This is a genomic window from Nocardia australiensis (assembly GCF_020733705.1).
Taxonomy (GTDB): domain Bacteria; phylum Actinomycetota; class Actinomycetes; order Mycobacteriales; family Mycobacteriaceae; genus Nocardia; species Nocardia australiensis.
Map to the genome: position 1 here is coordinate 322,068 of NZ_JAJFZM010000002.1, position 24,462 is coordinate 346,529.

At 64.5% G+C, this 24,462-nt stretch carries 24 protein-coding genes and 2 pseudogenes; 10 read left to right on the forward strand and 16 right to left on the reverse strand.

The window, feature by feature from the left end:
- Positions 1 to 75 precede the first annotated feature (75 nt).
- Entirely contained in the window at positions 76 to 1,629 is a 1,554-nt protein-coding gene (locus tag LKE06_RS16245) for a succinic semialdehyde dehydrogenase (protein ID WP_227999887.1), read from the forward strand.
- Positions 1,630 to 1,665: 36 nt separating this feature from the next.
- On the opposite strand, the gene LKE06_RS16250 is transcribed toward LKE06_RS16245, so the two are convergent.
- From LKE06_RS16250 to LKE06_RS16270, 5 genes are all read right to left on the reverse strand, one after another.
- Positions 1,666 to 2,178 (reverse strand): mycothiol transferase, encoded by a 513-nt coding sequence (locus LKE06_RS16250; protein ID WP_227999889.1) that lies wholly within the window; start codon positions 2,176 to 2,178, stop codon positions 1,666 to 1,668.
- A 75-nt stretch (positions 2,179 to 2,253) separates the two neighbouring features.
- Complete coding sequence (locus LKE06_RS16255; RefSeq protein ID WP_227999890.1) at positions 2,254 to 3,540, reverse strand: alpha/beta hydrolase family protein; 1,287 nt, start codon at positions 3,538 to 3,540, stop codon at positions 2,254 to 2,256.
- A 54-nt stretch (positions 3,541 to 3,594) separates the two neighbouring features.
- Positions 3,595 to 3,909 carry a hypothetical protein gene (locus LKE06_RS16260; protein ID WP_227999892.1) on the reverse strand — a complete coding sequence of 105 codons (315 nt, stop codon included), beginning with the start codon at positions 3,907 to 3,909 and terminating at the stop codon, positions 3,595 to 3,597.
- 74 nt (positions 3,910 to 3,983) lie between these two features.
- Positions 3,984 to 5,126, reverse strand: a complete 1,143-nt coding sequence (locus LKE06_RS16265) for an alkaline phosphatase family protein (protein ID WP_227999894.1) — start codon at positions 5,124 to 5,126, stop codon at positions 3,984 to 3,986.
- A gap of 41 nt (positions 5,127 to 5,167) precedes the next feature.
- Positions 5,168 to 5,482 (reverse strand): nuclear transport factor 2-like protein, encoded by a 315-nt coding sequence (locus LKE06_RS16270; RefSeq protein WP_227999896.1) that lies wholly within the window; start codon positions 5,480 to 5,482, stop codon positions 5,168 to 5,170.
- Between the two features lie 263 nt (positions 5,483 to 5,745).
- On the opposite strand from LKE06_RS16270, the gene LKE06_RS16275 reads away from it, so the two are divergent.
- From LKE06_RS16275 to LKE06_RS16285, 3 genes are all read left to right on the forward strand, one after another.
- The gene (locus LKE06_RS16275) at positions 5,746 to 6,630 is read left to right on the forward strand and encodes an LLM class F420-dependent oxidoreductase (RefSeq protein ID WP_227999901.1); all 885 of its coding nucleotides are present in this window, start codon (positions 5,746 to 5,748) and stop codon (positions 6,628 to 6,630) included.
- A gap of 339 nt (positions 6,631 to 6,969) precedes the next feature.
- On the forward strand, positions 6,970 to 8,643 hold the full coding sequence (locus tag LKE06_RS16280; RefSeq protein ID WP_227999903.1) for a GMC oxidoreductase: 1,674 nt from the start codon (positions 6,970 to 6,972) through the stop codon (positions 8,641 to 8,643).
- A 65-nt stretch (positions 8,644 to 8,708) separates the two neighbouring features.
- Positions 8,709 to 8,879, forward strand: coding sequence for a hypothetical protein (locus LKE06_RS16285; protein WP_227999905.1), 171 nt, complete (start codon positions 8,709 to 8,711; stop codon positions 8,877 to 8,879).
- On the opposite strand, the gene LKE06_RS16290 is transcribed toward LKE06_RS16285, so the two are convergent.
- Entirely contained in the window at positions 8,876 to 9,451 is a 576-nt protein-coding gene (locus tag LKE06_RS16290; RefSeq protein ID WP_227999906.1) for a class I SAM-dependent methyltransferase, read from the reverse strand. The genes LKE06_RS16285 and LKE06_RS16290 overlap by 4 nt on opposite strands.
- A gap of 114 nt (positions 9,452 to 9,565) precedes the next feature.
- On the opposite strand from LKE06_RS16290, the gene LKE06_RS16295 reads away from it, so the two are divergent.
- Positions 9,566 to 11,848 carry an ATP-binding cassette domain-containing protein gene (locus LKE06_RS16295; protein ID WP_227999908.1) on the forward strand — a complete coding sequence of 761 codons (2,283 nt, stop codon included), beginning with the start codon at positions 9,566 to 9,568 and terminating at the stop codon, positions 11,846 to 11,848.
- Positions 11,849 to 11,963: 115 nt separating this feature from the next.
- On the opposite strand, the gene LKE06_RS16300 is transcribed toward LKE06_RS16295, so the two are convergent.
- Complete coding sequence (locus tag LKE06_RS16300) at positions 11,964 to 12,107, reverse strand: hypothetical protein (protein WP_227999910.1); 144 nt, start codon at positions 12,105 to 12,107, stop codon at positions 11,964 to 11,966.
- A gap of 254 nt (positions 12,108 to 12,361) precedes the next feature.
- Here LKE06_RS16300 and LKE06_RS16305 point away from each other — a divergent pair, with 254 nt between their 5' ends.
- Positions 12,362 to 13,273 (forward strand): hypothetical protein, encoded by a 912-nt coding sequence (locus LKE06_RS16305; protein WP_227999912.1) that lies wholly within the window; start codon positions 12,362 to 12,364, stop codon positions 13,271 to 13,273.
- Positions 13,274 to 13,596: 323 nt separating this feature from the next.
- Here the strand turns inward: LKE06_RS16305 and LKE06_RS16310 are convergent.
- From LKE06_RS16310 to LKE06_RS16325, 4 genes and pseudogenes are all read right to left on the reverse strand, one after another.
- A pseudogene (locus LKE06_RS16310) lies at positions 13,597 to 14,355 on the reverse strand (alpha/beta fold hydrolase); the annotation flags it as partial.
- A gap of 21 nt (positions 14,356 to 14,376) precedes the next feature.
- Complete coding sequence (locus tag LKE06_RS16315) at positions 14,377 to 15,306, reverse strand: IS3 family transposase (protein WP_227997118.1); 930 nt, start codon at positions 15,304 to 15,306, stop codon at positions 14,377 to 14,379.
- Positions 15,306 to 15,629: a transposase gene (locus tag LKE06_RS16320; protein ID WP_227997120.1), complete on the reverse strand. Its 324-nt coding sequence runs from the start codon at positions 15,627 to 15,629 to the stop codon at positions 15,306 to 15,308. The genes LKE06_RS16315 and LKE06_RS16320 overlap by 1 nt, the downstream gene beginning before the upstream one ends.
- A gap of 69 nt (positions 15,630 to 15,698) precedes the next feature.
- A pseudogene (locus tag LKE06_RS16325) lies at positions 15,699 to 15,929 on the reverse strand (prolyl aminopeptidase); the annotation flags it as partial.
- 224 nt (positions 15,930 to 16,153) lie between these two features.
- Here LKE06_RS16325 and LKE06_RS16330 point away from each other — a divergent pair.
- Positions 16,154 to 16,591 carry a hypothetical protein gene (locus LKE06_RS16330; protein ID WP_227999914.1) on the forward strand — a complete coding sequence of 146 codons (438 nt, stop codon included), beginning with the start codon at positions 16,154 to 16,156 and terminating at the stop codon, positions 16,589 to 16,591.
- 200 nt (positions 16,592 to 16,791) lie between these two features.
- On the opposite strand, the gene LKE06_RS16335 is transcribed toward LKE06_RS16330, so the two are convergent.
- Together LKE06_RS16335 and LKE06_RS16340 are read right to left on the reverse strand one after the other, a co-directional pair.
- On the reverse strand, positions 16,792 to 16,998 hold the full coding sequence (locus LKE06_RS16335) for a DUF397 domain-containing protein (RefSeq protein WP_227999916.1): 207 nt from the start codon (positions 16,996 to 16,998) through the stop codon (positions 16,792 to 16,794).
- Positions 16,995 to 17,783, reverse strand: a complete 789-nt coding sequence (locus LKE06_RS16340) for a helix-turn-helix domain-containing protein (RefSeq protein ID WP_227999918.1) — start codon at positions 17,781 to 17,783, stop codon at positions 16,995 to 16,997. Before LKE06_RS16340 ends, LKE06_RS16335 begins: the two co-directional genes overlap by 4 nt.
- Positions 17,784 to 18,336: 553 nt before the next feature.
- On the opposite strand from LKE06_RS16340, the gene LKE06_RS16345 reads away from it, so the two are divergent.
- Both LKE06_RS16345 and LKE06_RS16350 read left to right on the forward strand, forming a co-directional pair.
- Positions 18,337 to 18,531 carry a hypothetical protein gene (locus LKE06_RS16345; protein WP_227999919.1) on the forward strand — a complete coding sequence of 65 codons (195 nt, stop codon included), beginning with the start codon at positions 18,337 to 18,339 and terminating at the stop codon, positions 18,529 to 18,531.
- Between the two features lie 131 nt (positions 18,532 to 18,662).
- Positions 18,663 to 18,923, forward strand: coding sequence for a hypothetical protein (locus LKE06_RS16350; protein ID WP_227999924.1), 261 nt, complete (start codon positions 18,663 to 18,665; stop codon positions 18,921 to 18,923).
- A 175-nt stretch (positions 18,924 to 19,098) separates the two neighbouring features.
- On the opposite strand, the gene LKE06_RS16355 is transcribed toward LKE06_RS16350, so the two are convergent.
- Entirely contained in the window at positions 19,099 to 19,704 is a 606-nt protein-coding gene (locus LKE06_RS16355) for a recombinase family protein (RefSeq protein ID WP_227999926.1), read from the reverse strand.
- 354 nt (positions 19,705 to 20,058) lie between these two features.
- Between LKE06_RS16355 and LKE06_RS16360 the strand changes: the two genes are divergently transcribed.
- Positions 20,059 to 20,616: a hypothetical protein gene (locus LKE06_RS16360; protein WP_227999928.1), complete on the forward strand. Its 558-nt coding sequence runs from the start codon at positions 20,059 to 20,061 to the stop codon at positions 20,614 to 20,616.
- 67 nt (positions 20,617 to 20,683) lie between these two features.
- Here the strand turns inward: LKE06_RS16360 and LKE06_RS16365 are convergent, their stop codons facing one another.
- Positions 20,684 to 21,229: a hypothetical protein gene (locus LKE06_RS16365; RefSeq protein WP_227999929.1), complete on the reverse strand. Its 546-nt coding sequence runs from the start codon at positions 21,227 to 21,229 to the stop codon at positions 20,684 to 20,686.
- Between the two features lie 53 nt (positions 21,230 to 21,282).
- Positions 21,283 to 24,339: a Tn3 family transposase gene (locus tag LKE06_RS16370; RefSeq protein ID WP_227999931.1), complete on the reverse strand. Its 3,057-nt coding sequence runs from the start codon at positions 24,337 to 24,339 to the stop codon at positions 21,283 to 21,285.
- Positions 24,340 to 24,462: the final 123 nt, after the last annotated feature.

The window sequence follows — 24,462 nt, forward strand, 5'->3', positions numbered from 1 at the left end:
CGGTCGGGTGCGGGGGCGCAGCGTGGCAGCGTAGATTGTGTGTATCTCGCGGTTACTCAAAAGTAGGAGGCAACGATGCCCGCGCCGGAAGCCGAAGTTTTCGCTCGCCTGAGCGCACTCGCAGCGATCGATACCCCCGACGCGCGTGCGACCAAGACGATCACCGAGACTTTCACCGGTCAGCCGCTCGGCACGGTACCGGTGGGCACCGTCGAGGACGTGACCGCGGCGTTCGGTCGCGCCGAGGCCGCGCAGGCGCGCTGGGCCGCGCGCTCGGCCAAGGAACGCGCCGCCGTACTGGAGCGTTACCGGGCGCTGGTCATAGCGCAGCGCGAGTTTCTGATGGATGTCATCCAGGCTGAAACCGGCAAGGCGCGGTGGGCGGCCCAGGAAGAAATCATGGGCCTGATGTTCGCGGTGCGATACTTCGCGAAGGCGGCACCGGGTCTGCTCGAACCGCATACGGTGCCCGGCGCGTTCCCGGTGCTGAATCGTACATCGGTGCGCACCCAGCCCAAGGGCGTGGTCGGCGTCATCGCGCCGTGGAATTATCCGGCGCTGCTGTCGATCGGTGATTCGATCCCCGCGCTGCTCGCCGGTAACGCCGTGGTCGTCAAGCCCGACAGCCAAACTCCGTTCTCCGCGTTGGCCAATGCCGAGTTGCTGTACCAGGCCGGGCTGCCCCGGGATCTGCTCGCGGTGCTGCCCGGACCGGGCACGGTCGTCGGCACCGCCATCGTCGACGCCTGCGACTACCTGATGTTCACCGGCTCCTCGGCCACCGGCCGCGCACTGGCCCAGCAATGTGGGCGCAGGCTGATCGGCTTCTCCGCGGAACTCGGCGGCAAGAACCCCATGATCGTCACCAAAGGCGCCAACCTGGACAAGGTCGCGAAGGCGGCGGTCCGAGCATGCTTCTCCAACGCGGGGCAGCTGTGCATTTCGATCGAACGGCTGTATGTGGAGAGGTCCGTGGTAGCGGAGTTCACCGACAAGTTCGTCGCGGCCGTCGCGGCGGCGAAACTCGGTATCGCCTACGACTATTCGACCGACATCGGCAGCCTCATCTCCGAGGCGCAGCTGGAAACGGTGACCAAACACGTCGCCGACGCGACCTCCAAGGGCGCGAAGGTGCTCGCGGGCGGCAAGCCACGCCCGGATCTGGGCCCACTGTTCTTCGAGCCGACCGTGCTGACCGATGTGACCGACGAGATGGAGTGCGGTCGCGACGAAACCTTCGGCCCGCTGGTTTCGATCTACCCGGTCGACACGGTGGAGGAGGCCATCACCCTGGCCAACGACACTGAATACGGCCTCAATGCGAGTGTCTGGGCCGCTAGTGCGAGTGAAGGCGAGCGAATCGCGCAGCAACTGCACGCCGGCACCGTGTGCGTCGATGAAGGCTACGCACCCGCCTGGGGCAGTACCGCGGCGCCGATGGGCGGCATGGGCACGTCGGGAGTCGGGCGCAGGCACGGTCCGGATGGACTGCTGAAGTTCACCGAACCACAGACGGTGGTCGTCACCCGCTTGCTGAACCTGGACGCGCCCGCGCTGATTTCGCAGGACAAATGGCAGCGGCTGCTGATGACGCTGGCGCGTAGCCTCCGATTCCTGCCCGGCCGCTAGGACGATCCCCGGAAGCCCGGGATGAGGGCCCTCTGTCTATCTGCGACGTAGCAATATGCCACGGACATACGAGGCTTGGCCCGAGTGCTGGATGTCGTCGTCGATAACGCTGATAAGACGGACCCCCAATGTCACCGGTGGGTTCCAGCGGGTGTCGACGATCCGGGGCAGGTCCGAGTCGGTGAGTGTACCGACATAGCCGATCGTCCGCGCGTGCACCGCATCGTAGTAGCCCAACAGCAGCTCCGCTGAGATCCCGCCGAGCTGGGCGACATCCTCGGGACGGTCGGCGTATCCGGTTGCCGCATCGTCGAACGGCAATCCGAATCGCTGTGCCCAATCCGCGCTCGTCCATACCTGCTCCAGACCGGCGACCTCCGCGATGTGGTCGTCCTGAACCCGGGTCAGATGCCAGATCAGCCAGGCAATGGAATTGGCGTCCGGCTCGATGCGTGCGGCGAGTTCGTCCGGAGTGAGGTCCGCGACGGCCGCGTGCACGTTCTCCTGGATACGGCCGAATGCGTCGACCAATAGCTCAGCGCTCGTCATGAACGGATTCAATCATGTACCTGCGACACCGAGCGGTGAAAGCCGCCCACGATTCACAACGGCTCGGGCGGGGTCTCACCGTGATGTGCGGCCGAATCGAGCGTCCACCCAGGCGAGGCTGTCAGTGAACGCGGCCTCGATTACGGAGCGGTGATCCGCGTCCGGGTAGTTGCGGTAGTCCACGGGTGCTCCGGTGCCACGCAACTGCGCTACCATCGCGTCGGTCGACAGCGGTTGTACCGTGGTGTCCTTGCGGCCCTGCTGAACCAGCAGCGGCGGGCCGAATCGAAGATGACGTGGATCGTTTTCGTCGAGCACGCGGGTCAGCGCGAACGCGTCCCCGTGCGCGGCGAATACCTGATCGGCCCCGAGCCCGCCCCACGAGTTCGGCGCGCGCAGTTCAGCGATGCAGTTCTCGTCGGCCTGGGGCAGTAGGGCAAGGGCGGGCGGAGCGAGGAATCGGGCCGGGTCGATATCAGCGACAGTCTGAGCGCCACGAATCAGTAGCGGGAGAAACGAAGTGGTGGTCGCGGAAATGCTACCGAGCAACGGCGTGACACCGGCACCGGCCGCAAGAGCCATGGCTTGGATGCCGACTCCAGTATGCGAAGCCGGTGCGAGTGCAACGGAACCGACGAGTTCCATATCGGGCGCCCACTGCGGTGCCCGCGCGTCGGCGAAAATCGCGGCCTGCCCGCCTTGCGAGTGCCCCATGGCAAGCCAGCGGCGACCGATCGCGGGTTCGATTCGCCGGGCCGCGAGAGCGATATCCGCGACCGCGCGCTGTTCGGCCTCACCGATCAAATATCCGTGCGGCCCAGGCGTCCCAAGCCCCTGATAGTCAGTCTGAACGACCGCGTATCCCGCAGCGATCCACCGCGCCTGAATGTCGCGGACGAGTGCGGTGTAATCATGCGCGGAGTATTCGGGGCCGGTATCGCGCGACGGTGCGCAGTCATCGGCAAGGCCGGTCGTCCCGTGTGCCCAGGAGATCAGCGGCCAGCCATCCGGCGGTGCCTCGCCCTCGGGCACCGCGACCGTCCCCGACACCGCGACGGGACGTCCCTGTGAATCGACCGATCGGTAGAGCACCAGACTGTTTCGTGCCCCGGGCAGCACCGGTGCCCCGGTCAACGGACGCTCCCAGATGACCGAACCGTGCGTTCCCGGTACGAGATCGTCGGACGGTGTGTAGAACTCGAGCCCGGCCGGCGGGTTTTCGAGACCATCGGCCCGCGCGAGCCCACCGGGGATGCCGAGCATCGATGCGACCGAAACCAGTACCGCCACAACGCCTTGCGTGAGCGGCTTCGGAACTCGCCGAGCGACGCGGTCAGCGGAATGCTGCGGGGAGTCGGTCATGTCAGACAACGTACCTGTCGGCCGACTCGGTGCTGTTATCCGAGTGAGTCACGGTCACTTTTTGATGAAAAGTCCTGCCACGTCGGCATTTTTGATCGGGGTGTCGGCGTTGAGCTGAACACCGCACAGCAAACCTACCGAAACCATGGTGGCGTCGACGGTTGTGCCGGCGGGTTCGTGATCGTCCTTGGTCTGCTGCTTGACGAACTTCGTGATCGTCACGCGTTTGGTGTCCTGATCCTGTTTGACGTACTCGCTGCACGGAGTGTCGCCGCCCTGGTTGAGGGCGCGCTCGACATCGCTGCAGCCCGCCAGCAGTAACGTGACCGCCGCGACCCCGAGGCCGGTCCGTGTCAGCGTGGCGTTCATGTGTTCCTCCTGGCGAGTACGGCGAGCGGGAACTCGCGACGATCGTCACCAGCGTAGAGCCAGTTTGTGGAGAATCAGTGCAGGGCGATGCGCAGCGGAACGTTCAGCTCCGCAGGCGTGAGTGAACCGTGGTGACCGATCATCATCGATTGCATCGGCTCGACCCCGGTACGCACGACGCCGCGCCCGCCGCGGGCGACGACGACCAGATCGCCGATACGCTCGGCGACTCGCGGGGCAACGACGGGCCCGAACCAGCCGCGACCGATGACCTCAGTGCGGGACAGCACCGCGAAATCGGGGCCGAGAAACTCTTGCCAGGCGGCGGCGACATCGGTGCCCGCGCCGTCGACGGTGTATACGTGGCGGGCGCGCGGCTCGCCACCGAGGTGGGCGACCCCGTCGCTCAACTGCGGGGTGTTGTCGAAATCGATATGGTCGTCGAGTTCGACCATGCCGTGGTCGGCGGTGACGATCAGCGCACCACCGGGCGGCAGCTGTTCGGCGACAGCGGCGGCGAGCCGGTCGACGTGCGCCAACTCCAAAAGCCATGCGTCGGAGGAAGGTCCGCGTACATGGCCGGTGGTGTCGAGGTCGCCGTGATAGGCATACACCAGCGAGTGGCTGCCCCTTCGCAGCGCCTCGCCGATGCCTGCTACGAGGTCACCGAAGGAAACCTCGGCGCGGAACTCGCAGCCGCGTAGCACCGCTCGGGTCAGGCCGGAATCCGCCTGATAATGCGGCGCAACCTGCGTGACGGCGATGCCGTGGGCGGCGGCGCGTTCGAATACCGTTGTGGTGGGCTGGAATTGCTCGGGGACGAGCTCGCGAAGCAGATCGGTCTTCGGTCCCTCGCCGTGTAGTCGCCAGCGCAGCGAGTTCACCAACCGGTCGTGTCCTGGCACATTGATCAGATACCCGACGATGCCGTGCTCGCCGGGCGGTACGCCGACGCCGAGCGAGCTCAGGCTGGTCGCGGTGGTGCTCGGAAAGCCTGCCGCCAGCTCGCCGGGTGCGAGGCTGGACAGGAATGGCGCCGCGTCGGGATTCGCCGCGAGCGACAGCGCGCCGAGACCATCGATGAGCAGCACGCAGATACGGTCGGCGCGCAGGCCGAGGCCGAGACGGTCCGACTCGCCGGGCACGCCGAATCCGGCGAGCAGGGATGGAAACAGATCGGCAAGGGAACCCGTGCCATAGGGTGGCGCGACAAACACGGCCTCAGCCTGTCAAGATCGACGTGGTCTGGCAAGCATGATCAGGCTTGACCGGTTTCGAAGCGGCTGACCTTTCCGTCGCTGACGGTGAACCGCCACGTGGTGCGCATGGAACCCCACCTGGTGTTGGTGTAATTGGCGACCAGCTCGGTGCCACTGTCGCCGATCGACTCGACATCCAGCCGTCCATTGCTGCCGAAGATCTCGGAGTTGGTCCACTGTGCGACATTTCGTTCGACGCTGTCGTCGGACATGGATACACCGTCGGTGAGGACACCGAAGAACCGGTCTTGATCGTTGGCGTTGAGCGCGTCGACGAACTCTTGAACCACGGGGTCGAGCTGCTGTGCGGTCATCCTCTTCCCTCTCGGATCAGGTGCGGGAAATGCAGGGCGGGGACAGCGGGTATTCGTCCTTTACTGTAGGGCAGCTTGCATCGCAGTTGCGCATTGCGTGAGCGCGCTGTGCCGGTGGACGGGGCGCGAAGACGCTGAAAGTATTGCCGTCCGGGTCGCGGAATACCACCCATTTGATGCGGCGTTCGATCGCATTTCATCGGTGGCGCCGCGACCGAGCGGCTGTGCTGGCACAACCGAGCCCGATTCGGTAGACAGGTGCGGTGACTGAGCAGCGACCTTTCCGGTTCGGTGTCAATATGGTGGTACCCGACTCGAGGGCCAATTGGGTCGAAAAGTGCCGCAGGGCAGAGGCATTCGGATACGACGTGATCGGTGTCGCCGATCATCTCGGGTTGCCCGCGCCGTTTCCGGCGATCATTCTCGGGGCCGAGGCGACCGAGCGGGTCCGACTGAATACTTTTGTGCTGAACGCGCCATTCTATAACCCGCTGCTGTTGGCGCGCGATATCGCGGGTGCCGATCAGTTCACCGACGGCCGCGTGGAGATCGGGCTCGGAGCCGGTTATGTGAAGGCCGAATTCGATGCGGCGGGAATTCCTTTCGAGAGTGGCCGCAAACGCGTCGAGCACCTGGAAAACACGGTGAAAACGCTACGTCGGCTCTTCGCGGACCCGGAGTATCAGCCGCGACCCGCGCAACCATCCGGGCCACCGCTGCTGCTCGCCGGTTGGGGCGATCGGCTGCTGCGGGTTGCCGCCGATCATGCCGACATCATCGGTTTCACCGGCGCTGCCGCCGCTCGCGACGGCGCGTCACTACAGATGGCGGGGCTAGAGGAAATGGCGGAACGTGTCGGATACGTGCGAGGATTGCTCGGTGCGCGCGCCGATCAGGTGGAACTGAATATCCATATCCAACGGGTCGTTCCACCGCAGGACCGCGCGGCAGTCCTGGAGGTCTTCGGCCCGGCGCTGCCACCGGAGGTCGCCGATACTCCCGAGGAATTGCCGACTCTGCTGATCGGAACCCCGGAGGAGATGGCGCAGCGGCTGCGTGATCGCCGCGAGCGGTATGGGATCAGCTATATCACCGTGCTCGAGGACAGCATGGAGAATTTCGCGCCGGTGATCGATCTGCTGCGCTAGAACGGCTTCCGCCACCGCAGCGTGTAGCGCCACATCCCGGATCGCCGGTAGCGCAAACATGCAACCCACTGCGGAACGCGAGAGATGTTCTCGGCAAATTCTCGGCCGCCCTCAGTCGGCGATGGTGGTGACCTCGGGCCGGACGGCGCTGCGCACGGTCGTCACGGTGGTCGAATGCACCGATCCCGCCTCGTGGTACGGCCACGCAGGTAGGGTGGTCTTCTACCTGGATCAGCAACCACCGTCGATACACACGACAACGATCATCGCTATATCCCGACAACCTGCCCGAGCGTAATCGAGTTTCTTTCGAACGTTCACCATGAGGGATGGGATGTGATGGAGCGGCGTTCAGGTCAGGTCAAGGGCGCCATTGACCGGCGCAATTTCGTCAAGGGCGCCGGCCTGGCCGCTGCGGTGCTGGGTCTCGCGGGTGGAGGCACCCTTCCGAAGACCACTCCGGCGTGGGCCGAAGACTACGACCTGAGCCCGCAATCCTCGACGTACCGCACGCTGGTGCCGGAGATCTTCGCGCCGCTGCCAGATCCGGCCGACCATGTGCCCGCGATCGTCATCGGATCGGGGTTCGGGGCATCGATCACCGCGCTGCGCCTGGCGCAGTCCGGGACCCAGGTCGCGGTGCTCGAGCGCGGGTCGCGCTGGCCGAATGCTCCGTGGCGCGACATTTTCACCGCCGACACGATTCCGGATGGTCGCGGCTTCTGGCATCGCACCACCTTTACCGGCATGACCGGGATCACCGTACGTTTCGATCCGTTCGGCGGGGTCCTCGACGTTTCCAGTTATCCGGGCCTCGACGTATGGCGCGGTGCGTGTGTGGGCGGTGGTTCGGTGGTGTTCACCGGGGTGATGATCGAGCCGGAGCAGCGGTTCTTCGACCATGTGTTCCGCGGCGTGGTGGACTACCACGAGATGCACGATGTCTACTACCCCCAGGTCCGAAAGGCGTTGCGGCTGAGCCCGATGCCGGAGGACGTCTACCACTCTCGCGCGTTCGCGCACTCGCGGGCCTGGGACGATCAGGTCCGCGTGGCCGACTATGCGCCGCAGCGCATCGACGGCATTTGGAATTGGGACGTCATCCGCGACGAGCTGGCCGGACGATCGAGGTCGTCTGCGACGGTCGGGTGTTCGAACCTCGGCAATTCCAACGGCGCGAAGTTCGATCTGAACCAGAACTACCTGCGCTATGCCGAGGACACCGGCCGTGCCGAGATCTACCCCGGCCACCGCGTGGACGCCATCGCGAAGGAACCGGGAGTGTCAGGTCGTTATACCGTCACCGTGACCAAACTCGCGCCTACCGGCGAGGTGCTCCGTATCCGGACGCTGACCTGCGATCAGCTATTCCTCGGTGCGGGCTCCATCGGTACCTCCGAGCTGCTGGTGCGCGCGCGGGCGACCGGCGCGCTACCGAATCTGAACGAGGAGATCGGCGAAGGCTGGGGCAGCAACGGTGATGTCGGCTTGGCGCGGCCGCTCAGCTCGCTCGACCTGGGCACGCAGGGCACGCCGTCCGCGAGCCGGATTCTGGACGAAGCGGGCGTACCTGTGTCACTGGAGAACTGGTATGTCCCCGGCGCGACGCAATACGACATCGGCATTCTCGCATCGCTGGGCATTGTGCTCGATGACACCCGCGGCCGGTTCGTCTACAACCCGAGTAATGGGCAGGTGGATCTGCAGTGGCCGGACAACGGAGCTGCCGGCTACCTCGCCCGTGCGCGGGAAGTCAACGAGAAGGCGTCTTGTCACTGCCTGACTATCGCCCCACCGGTCATGATTGGGAACGCCTCATTCACCGCACATCCGTTGGGCGGCGCAGTGATCGGACGCGCAACAGACGAGCACGGGCGGGTGCTCGGCTATCGAGGCCTGTACGTGATGGACGGGGCGGCAGTGCCCGGCAGCACCGGAACAGTGAACCCGGCGTTGACGATCAGCGCGCTGGCTGAGCGCAATATCGAACAGATCATTCGTTCCGGGGGGTAGTCGCCGGATGTCTGAGTCCGGACTGGCGGCAAGACTGCCCGCTCAGGTGAACACAGACGCCGACAGTGCGCGCCGACAGCGGCATTCGTCAGCCTGACTCCGCTGCACCGGTAGCGGACGTCTGCTCCGAGACGAATGTTGCCCACACCCGCACGCGGCGGTGGGCCGGAGAAATGAAAGTCCTGCTCGAAGAAAACGTCGAGAACTTCGCGCCGGTGATCGATCTGCTGCGCTAGAACGGCTTCCGCCACCGCAGCGTGTAGCGCCACATCAAGCGACGGCGGATACGCGCGCCGGGCAGAATGTCGGCGGCGCTGGCACGGATCTGGGCGAGGTTGTCCTCGGCATCGCGCATCGGCGCCGGATCGCTGGGGGCGGGATGGCAGGCGTCGACGGCCCGGATCGCCGGTAGCGCAAGCAGGTATGAGGTATCGGCGCGCGCACTCATCTTCCAGAGGCCGACGATTACCAGGGTGCCGCCAGGGGCGACCAGTCGGTGCACCGCCTCCATCCCTTCGCGTAATGGCACGTGATGCATACTCGCCACGGCTGTCACGAAATCGAAAGTGCCTGTTAGAGAGCGAAAGTCGGTCTTCTCGAAGCGGACGTTCGAGCTGGCGGTGGTCTTGGTGAGGACGGCTTCGTCGATGTCGATGCCCAATACCGACGGACAGTGTCGCCCCAGTTTGTTGGCGAGAAGGCCGTCGCCGCACCCGATGTCGAGGGCGGTCTTCGCGGTTGGCGGAACCTGCCCGAGCAGCCAGCGGTGGTAGTGCGTGTTGTGGTTCCAGTACGGGTCACGACTCACCTCGTCGACCATACTGGTGGCCAGTTTCGCCCAATTATGTTCTCCTGCAATTTATGTGAGATGCATCACTTTGTACTGCGCATTTCATCGGTGTCTGATGACATGATCGGAGGCATGTCTTCTGCCGATTCGGTCATACCCACCGATGTCATCCGAGTGCTCGGAGCCAGCGAGCACAATCTGGGCAATGTGTCGCTCGATATCCCGAAGAACAAAATCACTGTCTTCACGGGTGTCTCCGGTTCCGGGAAATCATCGATCGTGTTCGACACCATCGCCGTGGAGTCCCAGCGGCAGCTCTATGCCACCTTTCCGGCCTTCATCCTGAACTTCCTGCCGCGCTACGAGCGGCCGCACGCCGAGGCGATCGAGAACCTGACCGCACCGGTGATCGTCGACCAGCAGCCGGTAGGTGGCGGGCCGCGCTCCACGGTCGGGACGATGACCGACATCTACTCGATGGTGCGGGCCATGTTCGCCCGATTCGGTTCGCCCTCGGCCGGATTCGTTTACAACTATTCGTTCAACGTGCCCCAAGGCATGTGCCCCGATTGCGACGGACTCGGCCAGACGGTGCGTGCCGATCCCGATCGGCTGGTCGACCGTGGCAAATCGCTCAACGAGGGCGCGATCCTCTTGCCCGGCTACGCGGTCGGCAGCGGCGACTGGCAGCTGTATGGCAATTCGGGTCGCTTCGATCCGGACAAGAAACTGGCCGATTACTCCGACGAGGAATTCCAGGATCTGCTCTACGGCAGCGGCGGCAAGGTGGAACTGACCTTCAACAAGGGCACGTGGAAGGCCAACTACGAAGGCGTCGCGACCAAATTCACCCGTACCAGGCTGCAGCGCGATACCTCCACGCTGAGCGAGAAGACCCGCGAGCAGATGCGGAAATTCCTTACCGAGGGCGTGTGCCCGACTTGCGAAGGGGCACGGCTGAATTCGGCAGCCCTCATGACGAAGATCGATGGCCGCAATATCGCCGACTGGTCACAGTTGCAGATCACCGATCTCATGCAAGTGCTCGATGAAATCACCGATCCCGCCGCGCTCGGGCTGACAGCGGCCATTCGAACGGCCTTGGCGCGCGTTGCCGACATCGGTCTCGGTTACCTGAGCCTGGACCGTGCGACCTCGAGTCTGTCCGGCGGCGAAGGCCAGCGCCTGAAGATGATCAAGCATCTGGCCAGCACGCTGATCGGTATGACCTACATCTTCGATGAGCCGAGCGTCGGGTTGCATCCCCGCGATGTGGGCCGGTTGAACAACCTGCTGAAGGAACTGCGGGACAAGGGCAATACGGTGCTTGTCGTCGAGCATGATCCCGATGTCATCCAGATCGCCGACCACATCGTCGATGTCGGGCCGCGGGCAGGTCTGCACGGTGGGAACGTGGTTTTCGAGGGCAGCTTCGCCGACCTGTGTGCCGCCGACACTCCGACCGGCGCCGGGCTGCGGCGACCGTTCACCGTCAAGGACGCCTTCCGGAAGTCGCACGGCGAGTTACTGATAGAGCATGCAAATGTGCACAACCTGAAAGACGTGACAGTGGGAATCCCGACCGGCATCTTGACCTCGATCACCGGCGTCGCCGGCTCCGGCAAGAGCAGCCTCATTCGGGATGTGTTCGTGCGCGAGCATCCTGAGGCGATCTTCGTCGATCAGTCCGCCATCGCGGCATCATCCCGCTCGACACCCGCCACCTATCTCGGCCTGATGGATCCCATCCGCAAACTGTTCGCCAAGGCGACGGGTGAATCGCCCGGTCTGTTCAGCTTCAACTCGGTGGGCGCCTGCAAACAATGCGAGGGTCGCGGCGTGATCATCACCGAAATCGCCTACATGGACCCGGTCACCACCCATTGCGATGCCTGTGACGGTCGACGATTCTCCGACGAAGTGCTGACATTGACCTTGCGCGGCAAATCAATTGCCGACGTACTCGAGATGTCGGCGGAAAAAGCATTGGACTTCTTTCCCGAGAAGGCGCTGAATGCCAAGTTACGCACAATGAACGAAGTCGGCCTGGACTATCTGAGTTTGGGGCAGGCTATGAGTACTTTGTCCGGCGGTGAACGTCAGCGCATCAAACTCGCCACCCAACTCCAGAACACCGGTAGCGTCTACGTCCTCGACGAACCGACCACCGGCTTGCACATGTCGGATGTGGATACCTTGCTGGCGTTGATGGACGGCCTGGTCGATCGAGGAAACACGGTCATCGTCATCGAACACAACCTCGACGTGGTCGCCCACTCCGATTGGGTGATCGACCTGGGCCCCGACGGCGGCAAGGACGGCGGCAAAATCGTCTACACCGGAACCCCCGCCGATCTGCTCGAACATCCGACATCACTGACGGGGGAGTATCTGCGCAGGTACAAGGCGGCATAACGCCACTACGAGTTCGAGGTGTGTACGGAGACACCCGGCCCGGTGCCGACTTCAGCCGGGTACGCAATGTCTGTGTCGCGAGGTCTTTCGGCGCTCGCGTCCGCGGACACCGTGCTCATTCCGGGCTGGACGCCGGGGGAGACGTCGCTGCCCCTTCCTCGACCTCGGTAAGGCCCTTCAGTGGCCCTTGGGCCTCGATCACGTCGCAGTAGGAGGTGCCGTTCAAATGCTCCGGTTCGACGTGCAGCGCGCGAGTCACCCCAGCGATGCAGGTTCGCGGCCACCATCCACACGGCAGGTCTCTATGCCGTTATCGCCAGCGCCACTGGGCACTTCGGCGCCGGGAATGCCGGCGACCTCGCCGTTAATCGATCTGATCCTCAATGGCCGTGGGGCCGAACGGGATACAGCGATGTATGCCACTCTTGGGGAGCCCGAACACTCGCCCCAAAGCTAGTGTTGCCGCCGGGCAGGTGTCACTCTGAGATAGCCCAGGAACGTCGTAGCTGTGTCATGAACACTGGGGGGACCGTGTCGGATTCGTTGCCTGTACTACTCGGGCATGCCACGAGACGAATCGGCAATGCCGTCGACGATGCGATGAACGAGGTCAGCAGTTTCGTTCGCAGCACCGGGTGGGAGGCCGGCGAGTCCGCCCGTCGGCTGGTGGGCGGTGATACCGCCGGCGGGGTTGCGGCACGCCGTGCCTGGGACACTCCAGCGGATACCCTTGCGGAAGGGGTCGGCGACGCGCCAGTAATTCCGCTGTACGGCCTAGATCGAAACAAGCATTACGTTGAGTTCACCTTCGCGCAGGTGCGGGCCGTTCCGGTGCGATCGCACGACGGGAAGCTGATCGGGGTGTCATTCCCCAGCAAGCGGGGTGACATCACAGCGATTCAGCAATGGGGGCGCTGGCGGCACACCTCAGCCAACCGGGAGTACTACCCGGTCTGGGCAGTCTCGGACGTGGCGACTCGAAAGCGGCGCGCTGCGCCCCGGAGCAATACCCCACCCGAGCCAGCTCCGTGGGGTGACGCCGAGCCGATTGTCCTGAATGCACATACCACTGGGACCGGGTACAGGATCAAGGTCAAGAATCTTCAGACTCAGGAGTACGACCTTGTCGACGTCGACGGGATTGTTGCCGGCCGCCTCGCCATGGAGAACAAATTCTTCCAGGGGGCCCGTCAGCGGCATCCGGGCAGCCCGTTGCTGCAGGTATCGTGCAGCCCCGCAGCTAAGGGCGGAGATGCGCACTGGCTACTCGCCAGATACATGCACGGCAACGGTTTCACCGGAGACATCTGGGCCGCCAAAGACCTCATGTATACCGGTCGTCGCGGTAACGTAGGCGCGATGGCCTCGATCGCTCCGGATGGCTCCATGTCGCCGCCATTCCTAGTTACTCGAGCGCCGCGCTAACCGTCGACCCCCGGAACGTCGACAGCGACGGCTGAGCGCGGGTGGGCGGAATTCCGCGCGTGCGACGGGGTGCTTGCCGAGGAGTTCTGGCAGCAGGTGCGCGACGGTGTCGCGGAAGTAGAACGTGGGACGGGTCGGTGGTTGACGATCGAACAACCGCTGCTCGTTTCGGTGCATGCCGGGCATGAGGGACATCGTCCTCGATCTGGGGATGAATGCGGCCGTCGAGCGGGCATTGGCGACCCAATCCGGCAACGCCGGATATGCCCGCGATATCCATGAACGTTTCCGCTGATCTACGGCGGACGACTGTCTGCCAACCGCTATGGGGATACATCGGCGAATCGGGCGATGGCGTCGAGGATCTCGGCGCCCATTGCCGGGCTACCGGTATGCCCGGAGTCGTCGATGATCCGGAGTTCGGCTTCGGGCCAGGCTTGGGCGAGTTCCCATGCTGTGCGCAGTGGGGCGGATAGATCGAGGCGACCGTGGATGAGGACGCCGGGGATCCCCGCGAGCAGGTGCGCGTCCCGCAGCAACTGCCCATCGGAGAGCCACGCGGCATGCGCGAAGTAGTGGGCGCAGATTCGCACGAGCGCAAGCCTCGCCGCGTCCGGTTTGGCGCTGTATTGACCTGGGCTGCCGAGGGTTTCGTGCGCGATCACCGCGTCCTCCCACGCGCACCACTCCCGCGCGGCCGATTCGCGCACCACCGGGTCGGGGTGTTCCATGAGCTGCCGGTAGGCCTGGACCAGGTCCCCGTCCCGGTCACCAGCGGGCACCCCGGCGCGGAACTGCTCCCACTCCACCGGGAGCAACAAGCGCAGGCCGCGATAGAGCCAGTCGATCTCTTGTGGCCGAGTCATAGTTACGCCGACCAGCACAATCCCTGACACATGGGCGGGGTGGCGTTCGGCGTAGGCGAGTATCAGCGTGGAACCCCATGAGCCGCCGTAGAGCAGCCAGCGGTCGATGCCGAGGTGCTCGCGCAGCCGTTCCATGTCGGCGAGTAAATGCTCGGTCGTATTGTGTGCCAGGTCGACGGCGTGGTCCGCGGCATGCGGCACGCTCTCTGAGGTTCCCCCCGGATGGTGGACAGTTGGTTACGCGGCGTTTGCCGCGACTGTCGTGAGGGACTGCTCGTAGCGGACGGGGCTGATGCCGCCGATCGCGGAGTGTCTGCGGGTAGTGTTGTACCAGTCGATCCAATTATCAACTGCGACAACGAGTTCGGACTTACCCGCGAAGGTACGGCGGTAATAGAATTCGTGTTTCAGTGTAGACCACAGCGATTCGGACGGGCTGTTGTCCCAACATATGCCGGTCGCGCCCATCGACCGGAGCAGACCGTGCCGGGCGCAGGCCCGCGCGGTCAGGCCCGCGGTGAACTCCCCACCGCGATCCGAATGCAGGATCGTGCCGCGTACCCGGCCGCCGCGCACGGCCACAGCCTGCTCGATCGCGGCCTCGACCACGTCCGAGCCGATGTGGTCGGTGACAGCGTGGCCGAGTACCCGGCGGGTGTGCCCGTCGCGGATGGCGCATAAATACATGTCGCCCTCACCGCAGCTCAGGTACGTGAAGTCGGTGGTCCACACGGCATCGGGGCGGCCCTGATCGAACACGCGCGACACCAGGTCCGGCGGGAACGACGCGGCCGGATCCACCACGGTGGTGCGGACTTTGAACGTGCGCGGGCTGATGCCCTCGATCCCGATCCCGGCCATGATCTTGGCAACGGTCTTGTAGTTCACCGTCTCGCCGCGCTCGCGCAGTTCGTCGGTGATCCGCGGAGACCCGTAGGTGCCGTCCGATTCGGTGTGCACGTCCAGGATCTTCACCGTCAAATCCGCGCGGCGCTGCTGAGAGGGCGTCAAAACCATTGCCGCCCTGCGCTTCACGTACTGGTAGTAGCCCGAGGCCGATACCTCCAGCAGCCGTGCCATGCGCCGCACGCCGAACCGTTGCGCCGTGGCGGTCGTGCCGGCGGTGGCGGCGATGGTGTGTGCGTCGGGGGCGGCGTACTTCACCATCAGTTCGAACCGGGCCGGTTCTTCTGCATCGCGGCAAAGTACGCCGAAGCTTTTGAGAGGAAAGCGTTGTCCTTCTCCAGCTCGCTGACTTGCCTTCGCAGCCGCAGCAATTCGGCTCGCTCCGCGGCATCCAGAGGTTTCTCGCCGTGGACCTCGGCGGCGGTGTTCCTGCGCCGCTCGTCTTTGACCCAAGTGCTCAGCATCCCGGCGTCGATAGCCAGTTCCCGAGCGACTTCGGCGATCGTGCGACCGGAATCGATCACACGATGCGCAGCCTCGACCTTGTACTCGGTCGTATACGACCGGCGCTTGCGAGGAGGCATAGGACATCCTTACCAGCAGGACCGCAATCCTGCTAAATCGGTGTCCACTACCCAGGGGGAACCTCACTCCCCGCATCCGCGCTGGTCGAACAAGACGATCCGGAACGCATCCGGATCGAAGAGTGTGCGGGCACCTCGCCTGCCCCCGCTACCCGGACCGCCGTGCACAACCAGCGCGGGCCGGCCGTGCGGGTTCCCACTGGTCTCCCAGTAGATCCGGTTGCCGTCGGCGACCTCGAGTAGCCCGCGATCATAGGGATCGATCTCGGGAAACCGTTGCTGCGCTTTGGATCTGGACACACGAATCCCTTCGGGCCTCGTCAACAGATGGATCAGGTCGAATGCTCGCCGACCAGTTCAGGACGGCACCGTTAGGGTAGTGGTCGCCGGTGTCGCACCAGCAGCATTCGGCGCGGATCGTGGTTGAAAGGGTCGATGAGCCGAGGCGGGGTTGCCAGGTGCCGGGGGCAGAAGAAGTTGCACGCGAGGGGGCCGAGCGGATAGCGCGCGCGTTGACCAGGGGTATGTCGAATGTCAACAGGCGGCAACACGAGCTGGTGGACGACATCCGAGCTTCTGCCAGAGGGCTGCTCAACCATGACCGCACCCGTGCGATACCGATCAGTACCGCCGGTCGTGCACTGATCCGCGATGATCAGGTACATGGAGGCCGCAACGAAGCCGCTTACATCGAATGGCTCCAGGGACTGCGCGATCGTGGGGTGAACACCGACCAGACGATGTCGGATCTGGAAACGCTCTGGGACTATCTGTGCCATGACCCCAAGTGGGCATTCGATCCCGAACGAAATTACGGGGGCATAATCTTCTTCGGTAGCCGTGACATCGGCGGGTCTTCGGTGATCGCGAACCTGGTCCGTGACCGTGGCATTGGTGATGCGCCTGTGCCGAGGTGGCGAGAGATGCTGGGGCGGGTGACGCCGAACTCGGCGGCGCTATAGCAGCGTTTGCCGTCGGCATCGGTCTCCCTGTACCCCTGATGCGTCAACTGCACCTGCCGGGCACCGAGCTTCGGTTAGTGCTGCGCTCCTCTGCAACTGCTGCGCCAGTTTCCCGGCGCTCCAGACCATTCGGCTGACACAAGAGTGCCGAAATGACGAAACCCTCAGTCTAACTGAGAGTTTCGGTGACGGCTCGCAGTCTAGGGTCGGGTGAACTCGCCGTTGTCGACGCGCGCGGTGAACGTATCCCATGCCGCCGGGGTGAAGGTGAGTGCTGGTCCGCTTGCATTCTTGGAGTCCCGCACTCCGACCATGCCGCCATCGAGATGTGCAACTTCGACACAGTCCCCGCCGGACTGGCTGTAGCTACTCTTGTACCAGTTGGCATCGGATAAATCCCTGGTCACGCGCCATACTCCTCTGCAATCTGCCGCACCAGTCGCTTGGTGCGGTCCTCAGTCAACGCTACCTGGCGGAGATCGGTTACCGTCGCTCGATGGCGTCCGATCGCCGTATCCTCTTCCAGGAACAACGCCCCCGTGAAGCCTTCGACGAACACCACGGGCGGCTCGGCTAACCGGCCTGCGCTCAGCGGTGGGAACTCGAACATGGTGAAGCTTTGCACCACTAGGCCCGGGTGCCCGCCAGCGGCGAATGGAATCGCCCTTATGGACACGTTCGGGAGTTTCCCCACGTCCACAAGGTGGAGTAACTGCTCGGCCATGACGGTCTGTCCGCCGATCCGGTGTCTCAAAGCTGACTCGGACAGCAGCACATCCAGGGAGAAGCCAGGGTCATCGGTCAGCCTGCGCTGTCGACGCGCGGTCAATTCCAAACGCCGTTCGACTTCGACCGCAGACATAGCAGGGTTGGTCGTTGCCTCGATCCACCGGCGGTATGACGGGGTTTGAAGCAAGCCGGGCAATAGTGTGAGCTGGAAGGTTGTCATTCGATCGCATGCCTGTTCAAGGTTCATGAAGTGATCGAAATGTGCGTTCGCCAGATCGGCATAGGCCCGCCACCATCCACCGGCTGGATCCCCTTTGGCCGCCTTGACCTCTTTGAGTAGTCCCAACACCTCATCGCGGACGTCGTCATCGGCCCCGTAGAAATCCAATAGGTCGCGGTACTGCGCCGTACTGAATCTTGCGGGCTGTCCGTCTTCCACCCTGCCGATGGTCTGCTTGGACACCTCGATTACCAGTCCTCGTTCTCTGATGAGATGCCGCCATGCTGAATCCGCAACTGCCGCAACGAGTCCCGTTTATCGGTCCGCCAAATGCCGCTATAGGGGCACCCGTAGATGTGGTCGAACGCTTCGCCGTTTCGATCCGTGAGTGGGCGGATAACCCCGCCCCCGAATCGTTCCGGTGCCGGGGTGTCGAGCCCTCCGGCATCGGACGTACCAACCTGGAGGCACAGTAATGCGTCGAGATCGGTTGCGTACCACGGAATCTCCTGATGGCCGCAAGGTTGCGATCTGGCGGCTGCTGCGCAGTGGGGCGCATATTCTGCGCATTCAGAATCGGTCCGACGCGAGGCCAGCCTATCGATGGCCTGGTCGAGAACTACTGCCTGCGGCTTCGCCGGGTTTGGTATTGTTCGATGATGCGGCTCCGCCTGATCTGGCGGCCGCGCGGGAGGCATTCCCCCGGGCATCTGGATTTATGGGACGCGTTGCGCGAGGACTATTGGGTTGCGCTGCTGGATGTTTCGGACTTTCCAGCTTCGTCGGGGACCTGACGATGTCCGAGGTGGTCCCGTCCGGCCCGAAGGAGGTCGCGCCGTCGGTGGAGGCGTTGCTCGCGGACTTTCATGAGGACACGCCGCGAAAGCTGGGATCGGCTCGGCGCTGCGGGCGAGCGCTGGTCCAGTTCACCGATGGCTCTTTGTGCGAGGTCGACGAGGACGGCTGGCCTGAGTGGCCGGGTGCTGCCTGACCGGATGGGGGTTTGCGCGAGTTAGGACAGTCCGAGGACGTCAGGAAATCCGAACGACCAGGAGTGCTCATGGCTCTGGTGCTGAGGGAACTTTTCGCGAATCGGCCGATCGACGCGTCGGCGGGCATGCGATGAGCTCGCCGACTCGATATGGGGCGATCGCCTACACCGCTGCTGTCGCCGAGCGGCAGCAGGCGGCGGGCAGTATCAGCTGGTATGCGCGTCACGCGGCGGAAGGTGACGACATCGGGCCTACCGAGGAGCTCGATATGCGGGCGGCTGCGCTCATCCGGGAGACGGACTCGTTCTTCATCGCCACGGTCACGCCCTCGGGATGGCCCTATGTTCAAGGGGTGCCGCCGGGATACGAGCGAAAGGGGCAATGCCCGTAACGCTGCCGGTCAGCGCTGCGAGGAAGGTCTGGCTCGGTGCCGCGGGTTTGCTGATTAGGGCTGTCAGGCGTCGTTGTCGGCGAAGGGCGGTATATGGGGCCAGCCGGGGTACGGGCCAAATCCTGCCGCGGCGTGTTGCAGTGTCTGGCCAGTGAGCTGAATGTCGGTGACCGCGTTATGCGGTGGGCGCTTCAGTGAGGTGAGGCTCCAGGGCGCGGTAGAGGGTGGAGCGGCCGATCTTCAGGTGTTTGGCGATGGCGGTGACCGACTCTCCGCGTTTGCGGCGGTCGATGGCGACGGCGAGGGTGTCGGGGTCCACTGCTGGAGGGCGTCCGCCTTTGCGGCCTTGGGCTTCGGCGGCGGCGAGGCCGTCGAGGGTGCGCTCGCGGATCAGTTCGCGTTCCATCTCGGCGGCCATGGCCGCGACCATGAACAGCATCTTGTCGGCCATGGTTTGGCCGTTGGGTTTGTGCAGGCCGGCGCAGATGCCGGTGAGGATGTGCAGGTTGACCTCGCGGGCGTGCAGTTGGTCCTCGAGCAGGACGAGGAGTTCCTTCATCGAGCGCGCGACCCGGTCCGGCTTGTAGATCACGAGTGTGTCGCCGGGTTTGAGCATGGCCAGTGTCGTGCGCAACTTGGGCCGGTCGCCGCGGGTGCTGGCGGTCTCCACGATGACCTCGCGGCAGTCGGCCGCGTCCAGTGCGTCGAGTTGGAGCTGGTGATCCTGTGATCGTCCGGACACCCTGGCGTAGCCGATCCGGACGGTGTTGGTGCGCGCCATCCCCGGATCGTCCCGCAAACTGTCCCGGAACTCAATGTCGAACACCCGGTTGCGGGACGTGTTTCAGGACGGCCCGGCTTGGGCTTTCGCGACCGCCCGGCGGTCGTCCCGGATTCGACCGATATCGGGACGATCACCCGGTCCACCCCGGCCGGGCTGTCGCGCCGATTACCGCAATGTCGTGTGGGAAGTTGCGGTGATGACGCGAGTGATCTGCAGGGGTGTAAGGACAAGGATGCGCGTGGAGGTCGGCGCAAGCAGTGCCGTCATGGTTGCTCAGCAGACCTATCCTGTCGGTCGCCACGTTGTGGTCACGGCTTGCGGTCGCCGCATTGACGCTGTCAGGATTCGGCGGTGACGACAGAGCGCAAGGCGACATACAACACCTTGGCCGAGCGGTTGATTTCGCTTGGCATGATCTCGACCGATACCGCGCACAGGGTGCTACGCGACATCGACGGGCTGGATGACGACGGGCTAGACGACGAGCTGGACGGCGAAGATTTGTCCGATGCACTGGAATGTTTCGGGGTGGCGATCGGGGTGCACAGCGACAAAGTCGACGATCTGGAGGGCAGTTACCAGGGCCTGTTGAGCGCCGCGGCAGCTTGCACCGGTGGTGCCGTCGTCGTCGACGATGTCGAACTGAGCAGCGATCCGGACGGTGGGGAGATTCTTCGGTTCGTATGCAACGGCTCTGTTGTGGAGTGGTCACTGCAACACGATTTCGACGGCTATTTCGACTTCATGGGTATCCTGGGCAACATTCATACTCTCAGTCCGCCCGGTGCGGATGATCACAGGGCGTTCCGGTCGGTCGAGCTCGATGAGCCGGGGATCAACTACTACGTGTTGGCCACCGACGAGCAGGCGCTGGCGCTGGTGAATGAGTTCGGTCTGCGCCTCGACTGACGTCTGAACTCGCGTGTGGGCCTCTCGATACCAGGATCGTGTTCAACCCTGGCGCTGACCGTGGCCCTCAGCTGTACCAGTCCTCCTGTGCAGGAACCGCGCTGTCCCATGCTTTTTCGAACTCCTCCGCTGTGATCTGCTGGTCAGCCAGATCTGGATTCCACAAGTCGATCGGCGGATTGAGAGGAAAGTCGTCGAGGCCGGTCCGGACCGCTTCACCGGTACCACGCACTTCGACCTGACGGGTGCGGTAACCGTTGGTGATCTCGGTAAGGTAATCGGCGGCTGGAACGCCGTCGTCGCCGTCCCCGCGCTCGCGCGTGTACAGCAACTCCCAGTCCGCCAGCACCCCGAAACCCGTCCGGTTTCTCTGGGCGAGTCGCTGAGCGCGAAGTTCGTACAGCGCCGAGTCGGCGGGATTGTCGATATCGACCTCGTCCAAGTCCCATTCCTGGGCATCCACCAGTTGCTGCGGTTCCTCGATGACCCAGGTCTCGGCGAAGGTCTCAACAATCTCACGGGCTGAACGCGCATGAACCCACCACCAGAGACCACCCATCCCGTAGTCGTGGCACACCAGGAAACGTTGCTTCGGGGTCCCGTCGACACTCACGGTTGCCAGCGTAGGCAGCTAGCCGTCCAAGGCACCAACCCGCCAACCCACCCTCATGAGGTGATGTCGCCAGGGAACAGCGCCCCCGGCACCAGGTCGAGTGTGGTGACCGGCACCGCGTCCGGTGGGGACAGATCCAGCACCCAGTCGCCGAACCGGCGGATGGTGTGGGTGATGTACGGGGAGATCGTGGCCAGATCATCGGTGTCGATCGGGTGCCCGTCGGAGGCCAGCGCGTTCGCTGCGGCGGTGATGTCGCAGGCGTTGGAGTAGATCACGCAGTTCGCGAGCAGCTCGTTGAACTTGATGATCTTCTCCTGGTAGTCCGGGTCGTTGCGGCCGATCGCCTCACCGCCGAAGCGCAGCCACGCGGAGAAGCCGTGGAACGCCTCTGCCTTGTTGGTGATCGCGGTGATCTGCTCCCGCAGCTGCGCGTCGGCGAGGAACCGCAGCAGCGTGATCGTGCGGATCACCCGTCCCAGCTCACGGAACGCCCGATAGAGCCGGTTCTTGCGGGAGTTGTTGCCCAGCCGCCGCAGCAGCGTCACCGACGACAGGCGGCCCTCGCTGATCGAGATCGCGGTGCGCAGCAGGTCGCTCCAGTGCGTCTCGATCAGGCCCCAGTCGATCACGTTGTCGCCGAACAGCGAGTCGATGTGCTCGAAGCGCGTGTCCGCGCTGGGCCGGTAGAAGTTCAGGTCGGCCCAGTTGCGGATGCGCGGGAGTAGGTCGAATCCGAGCAGTGCGGCCAGGCCGAATACCGGCAGCGACTGGCCTTGGGTGTCGGCGTGGATGGTGTCGGGCTGGATGTCGGAGTCGTTGCGCAGCAACCCTTCGATGATGTAGACGGCCTCCCACACCCCGCACGGGATGAAATGGGAGAACAGCGCGATGTAGGTGTCGGAGATGTGCCGGTAGGCGATCCCGCCGTACCCGCCATAGCGGATGTGGGACTCGGCGAGGATGTTGTTCTCCCACGTGTCCACCTGCGTGCCGTCCACCGCGACCACACGGCCGTCGCCCCACATTCCGGCGACGTCGAGCTTCGCGAACTCGTTGATGACGTCGGTGGACGCGGCGTCGATCTTGGCGCAGGTGGTGTGCTTGTTCGCCGCGATCGACAACTCATGCGCCGACACATGGTCCCGCATGTGTCGCGCCACCTGCGCCGGGCCGAGCAACGTGCCGTTGGCGAACACGGTGAGGACGTAGCGGGCCATCGCGTCGCGGATCTTCGGGTCCGACCCCGACGCCGGCCCGAAGTGCCGCGGCCAGCCGACCAGGTGCGCGGTGCGAGCCAGGATGTCCAACAGCCCACGCTCCGGGAGCCGCTGGTGGATCGCCTCCTCCAGCGCGAGCGCCGACGGCCGCCGGTCGGCGCCCTTGCGGCGACGCAGGACCGGCCGCCCATCGGCGAAGGACAGGTCGGTGTTGTGCGGAAACCCGGCGTCCACCACCGCGGCGATGTCGCCCAAGGCCGCCCGGTAGTGCGCCGTGAGCTCCTTCGGGTCCGACGGGATCCCGGCCTGACCGCAGAACTGCTCGGCCAGCGGCACGCACTCGTCCCACGACATCAGCTGAGCGTGCAGATTGGCGTAGCTGTCGGCGCCGACCACAGCGATGTCCCCGGAGCGCAGCTCGGAGGCGAGGTAGGAGAACACGCACACCTCCAGGTGGCGGCGCACCAGCTTGCCCGGCCGGTCGCGCACCAGCAGGATCTTGCGCCACGCCTCGGTGACGAAGTCGATGTCGATCGCCACGGTCACCGCGTTGGCGCCGTGCCCGACGGTCACCTTCTGCGGGACGTACTCGCCGGTGCGGCCCCGGATCGCGCGCAGGAACTCCACCGCGTCCAGCACACTGTGATCCGCGCTGGTCGCCTCCAGCTCCAGGGTGTCGAGCAGAGTGAACAGCGCCGAGCGATGGCTCTTGTAGAACTTCTCCAGCAACGGCAGGTAGTTGTTGCCGTGGTGCGCCGACACCACCTCATGCGCCACCGACAACTGCTCCACCCCGCCCGCGGCCGCCAGGGTCTTCAAAAGCAGCTGCCCGGCCCGCTCGGCCACCACCGCAGCCGGTGCCGCGTCGTCTCCGGCCAGGGCAGTGGCCTCCCGAGCGCCGGCCAACACGTCGCCGAACACATCGATCAGTCGCTCGGTCTCGGCGCGGTGCTGCTCACGCAGCTGCTCCAGCCGCTCCTTGCCCTTCTTATGGATCACGGCCATCCGCTTGCAGAACATCGTCGCGACCTCGTCCCGAGCGCAGGTGCGGCACTCATGGATCAGGCTCGCCAGCAACGTCCACCGCTTCGCGTCACCGATGTCCCGCATGTCGCCCACGTCGGTCACCCGGGCCTCACCAGCGAAATGCGCGATCTTCGTCACAGGGATGCCGTCGAGCCACTGCTCGGTCACGCCGAGCTCGTCGAGCGCCTGCAGGTGGGCCAGACGCAGCTTGAACTTGCCCAGCGTTGCCGCCTTCGCCGGTGTCTTCAACCGGTCGAACTCACTGCGCCCCGATGTCGGGTCCCGCCACAACAGCCGCGTCAGCCGGGCCTTGGCAGCCAGGTCGATCCGGGCCGCGACCAACGCATACAACGCGGTGTTCGTCTCCGCTCGGATCGCCGCGACCAACCGGTCCAGCGTGGAGAACCCGGGCAACTCGCACCGCGCCCGCACCAACTCCTCCAAAGCCACGTTGATCAAATCAGCCGGGTTGTCCTTCATCGTGACCGCCCTGCCGATCGCCTCCTCCGCGATCACACGGGCCTTGCCCGCGTCGTACTTCACACCCACCAACGCCCGGACCAGCCCACGATGCCACTTCGCGGTCCGGTCCGCGTCATGCTCGGCCCTCACCTCATCGGACAGACCCAGCAAACCACGCACGTGCTCGACCACCACCGCGGGAACCTCGTCCAGCTTCGGGAAATACCCCAGCCGCTGATACGACTTCAGCCACACCACCAACGCCAGCAGATGCTGATCGCTCTGCGTCTTCTCCCGAGCCCACACGCCCTCGGCGACCGTCGGCGTGAACGCCTCCACCAACTCCCGCGCGGGAACCACTCTCTTGAACCGCGGATACGCAGTGCGATCGATCGCCGTCACAACCCAGACCCCGAGCAAGAAACCGACGTAACGCAGCGCAGCCTATCCAGCACGCGCAATCCGATCTCACGCGGGTTTTGCCACACCGAACTCACCACCCCACTGACTGACAACCTCGGAGCA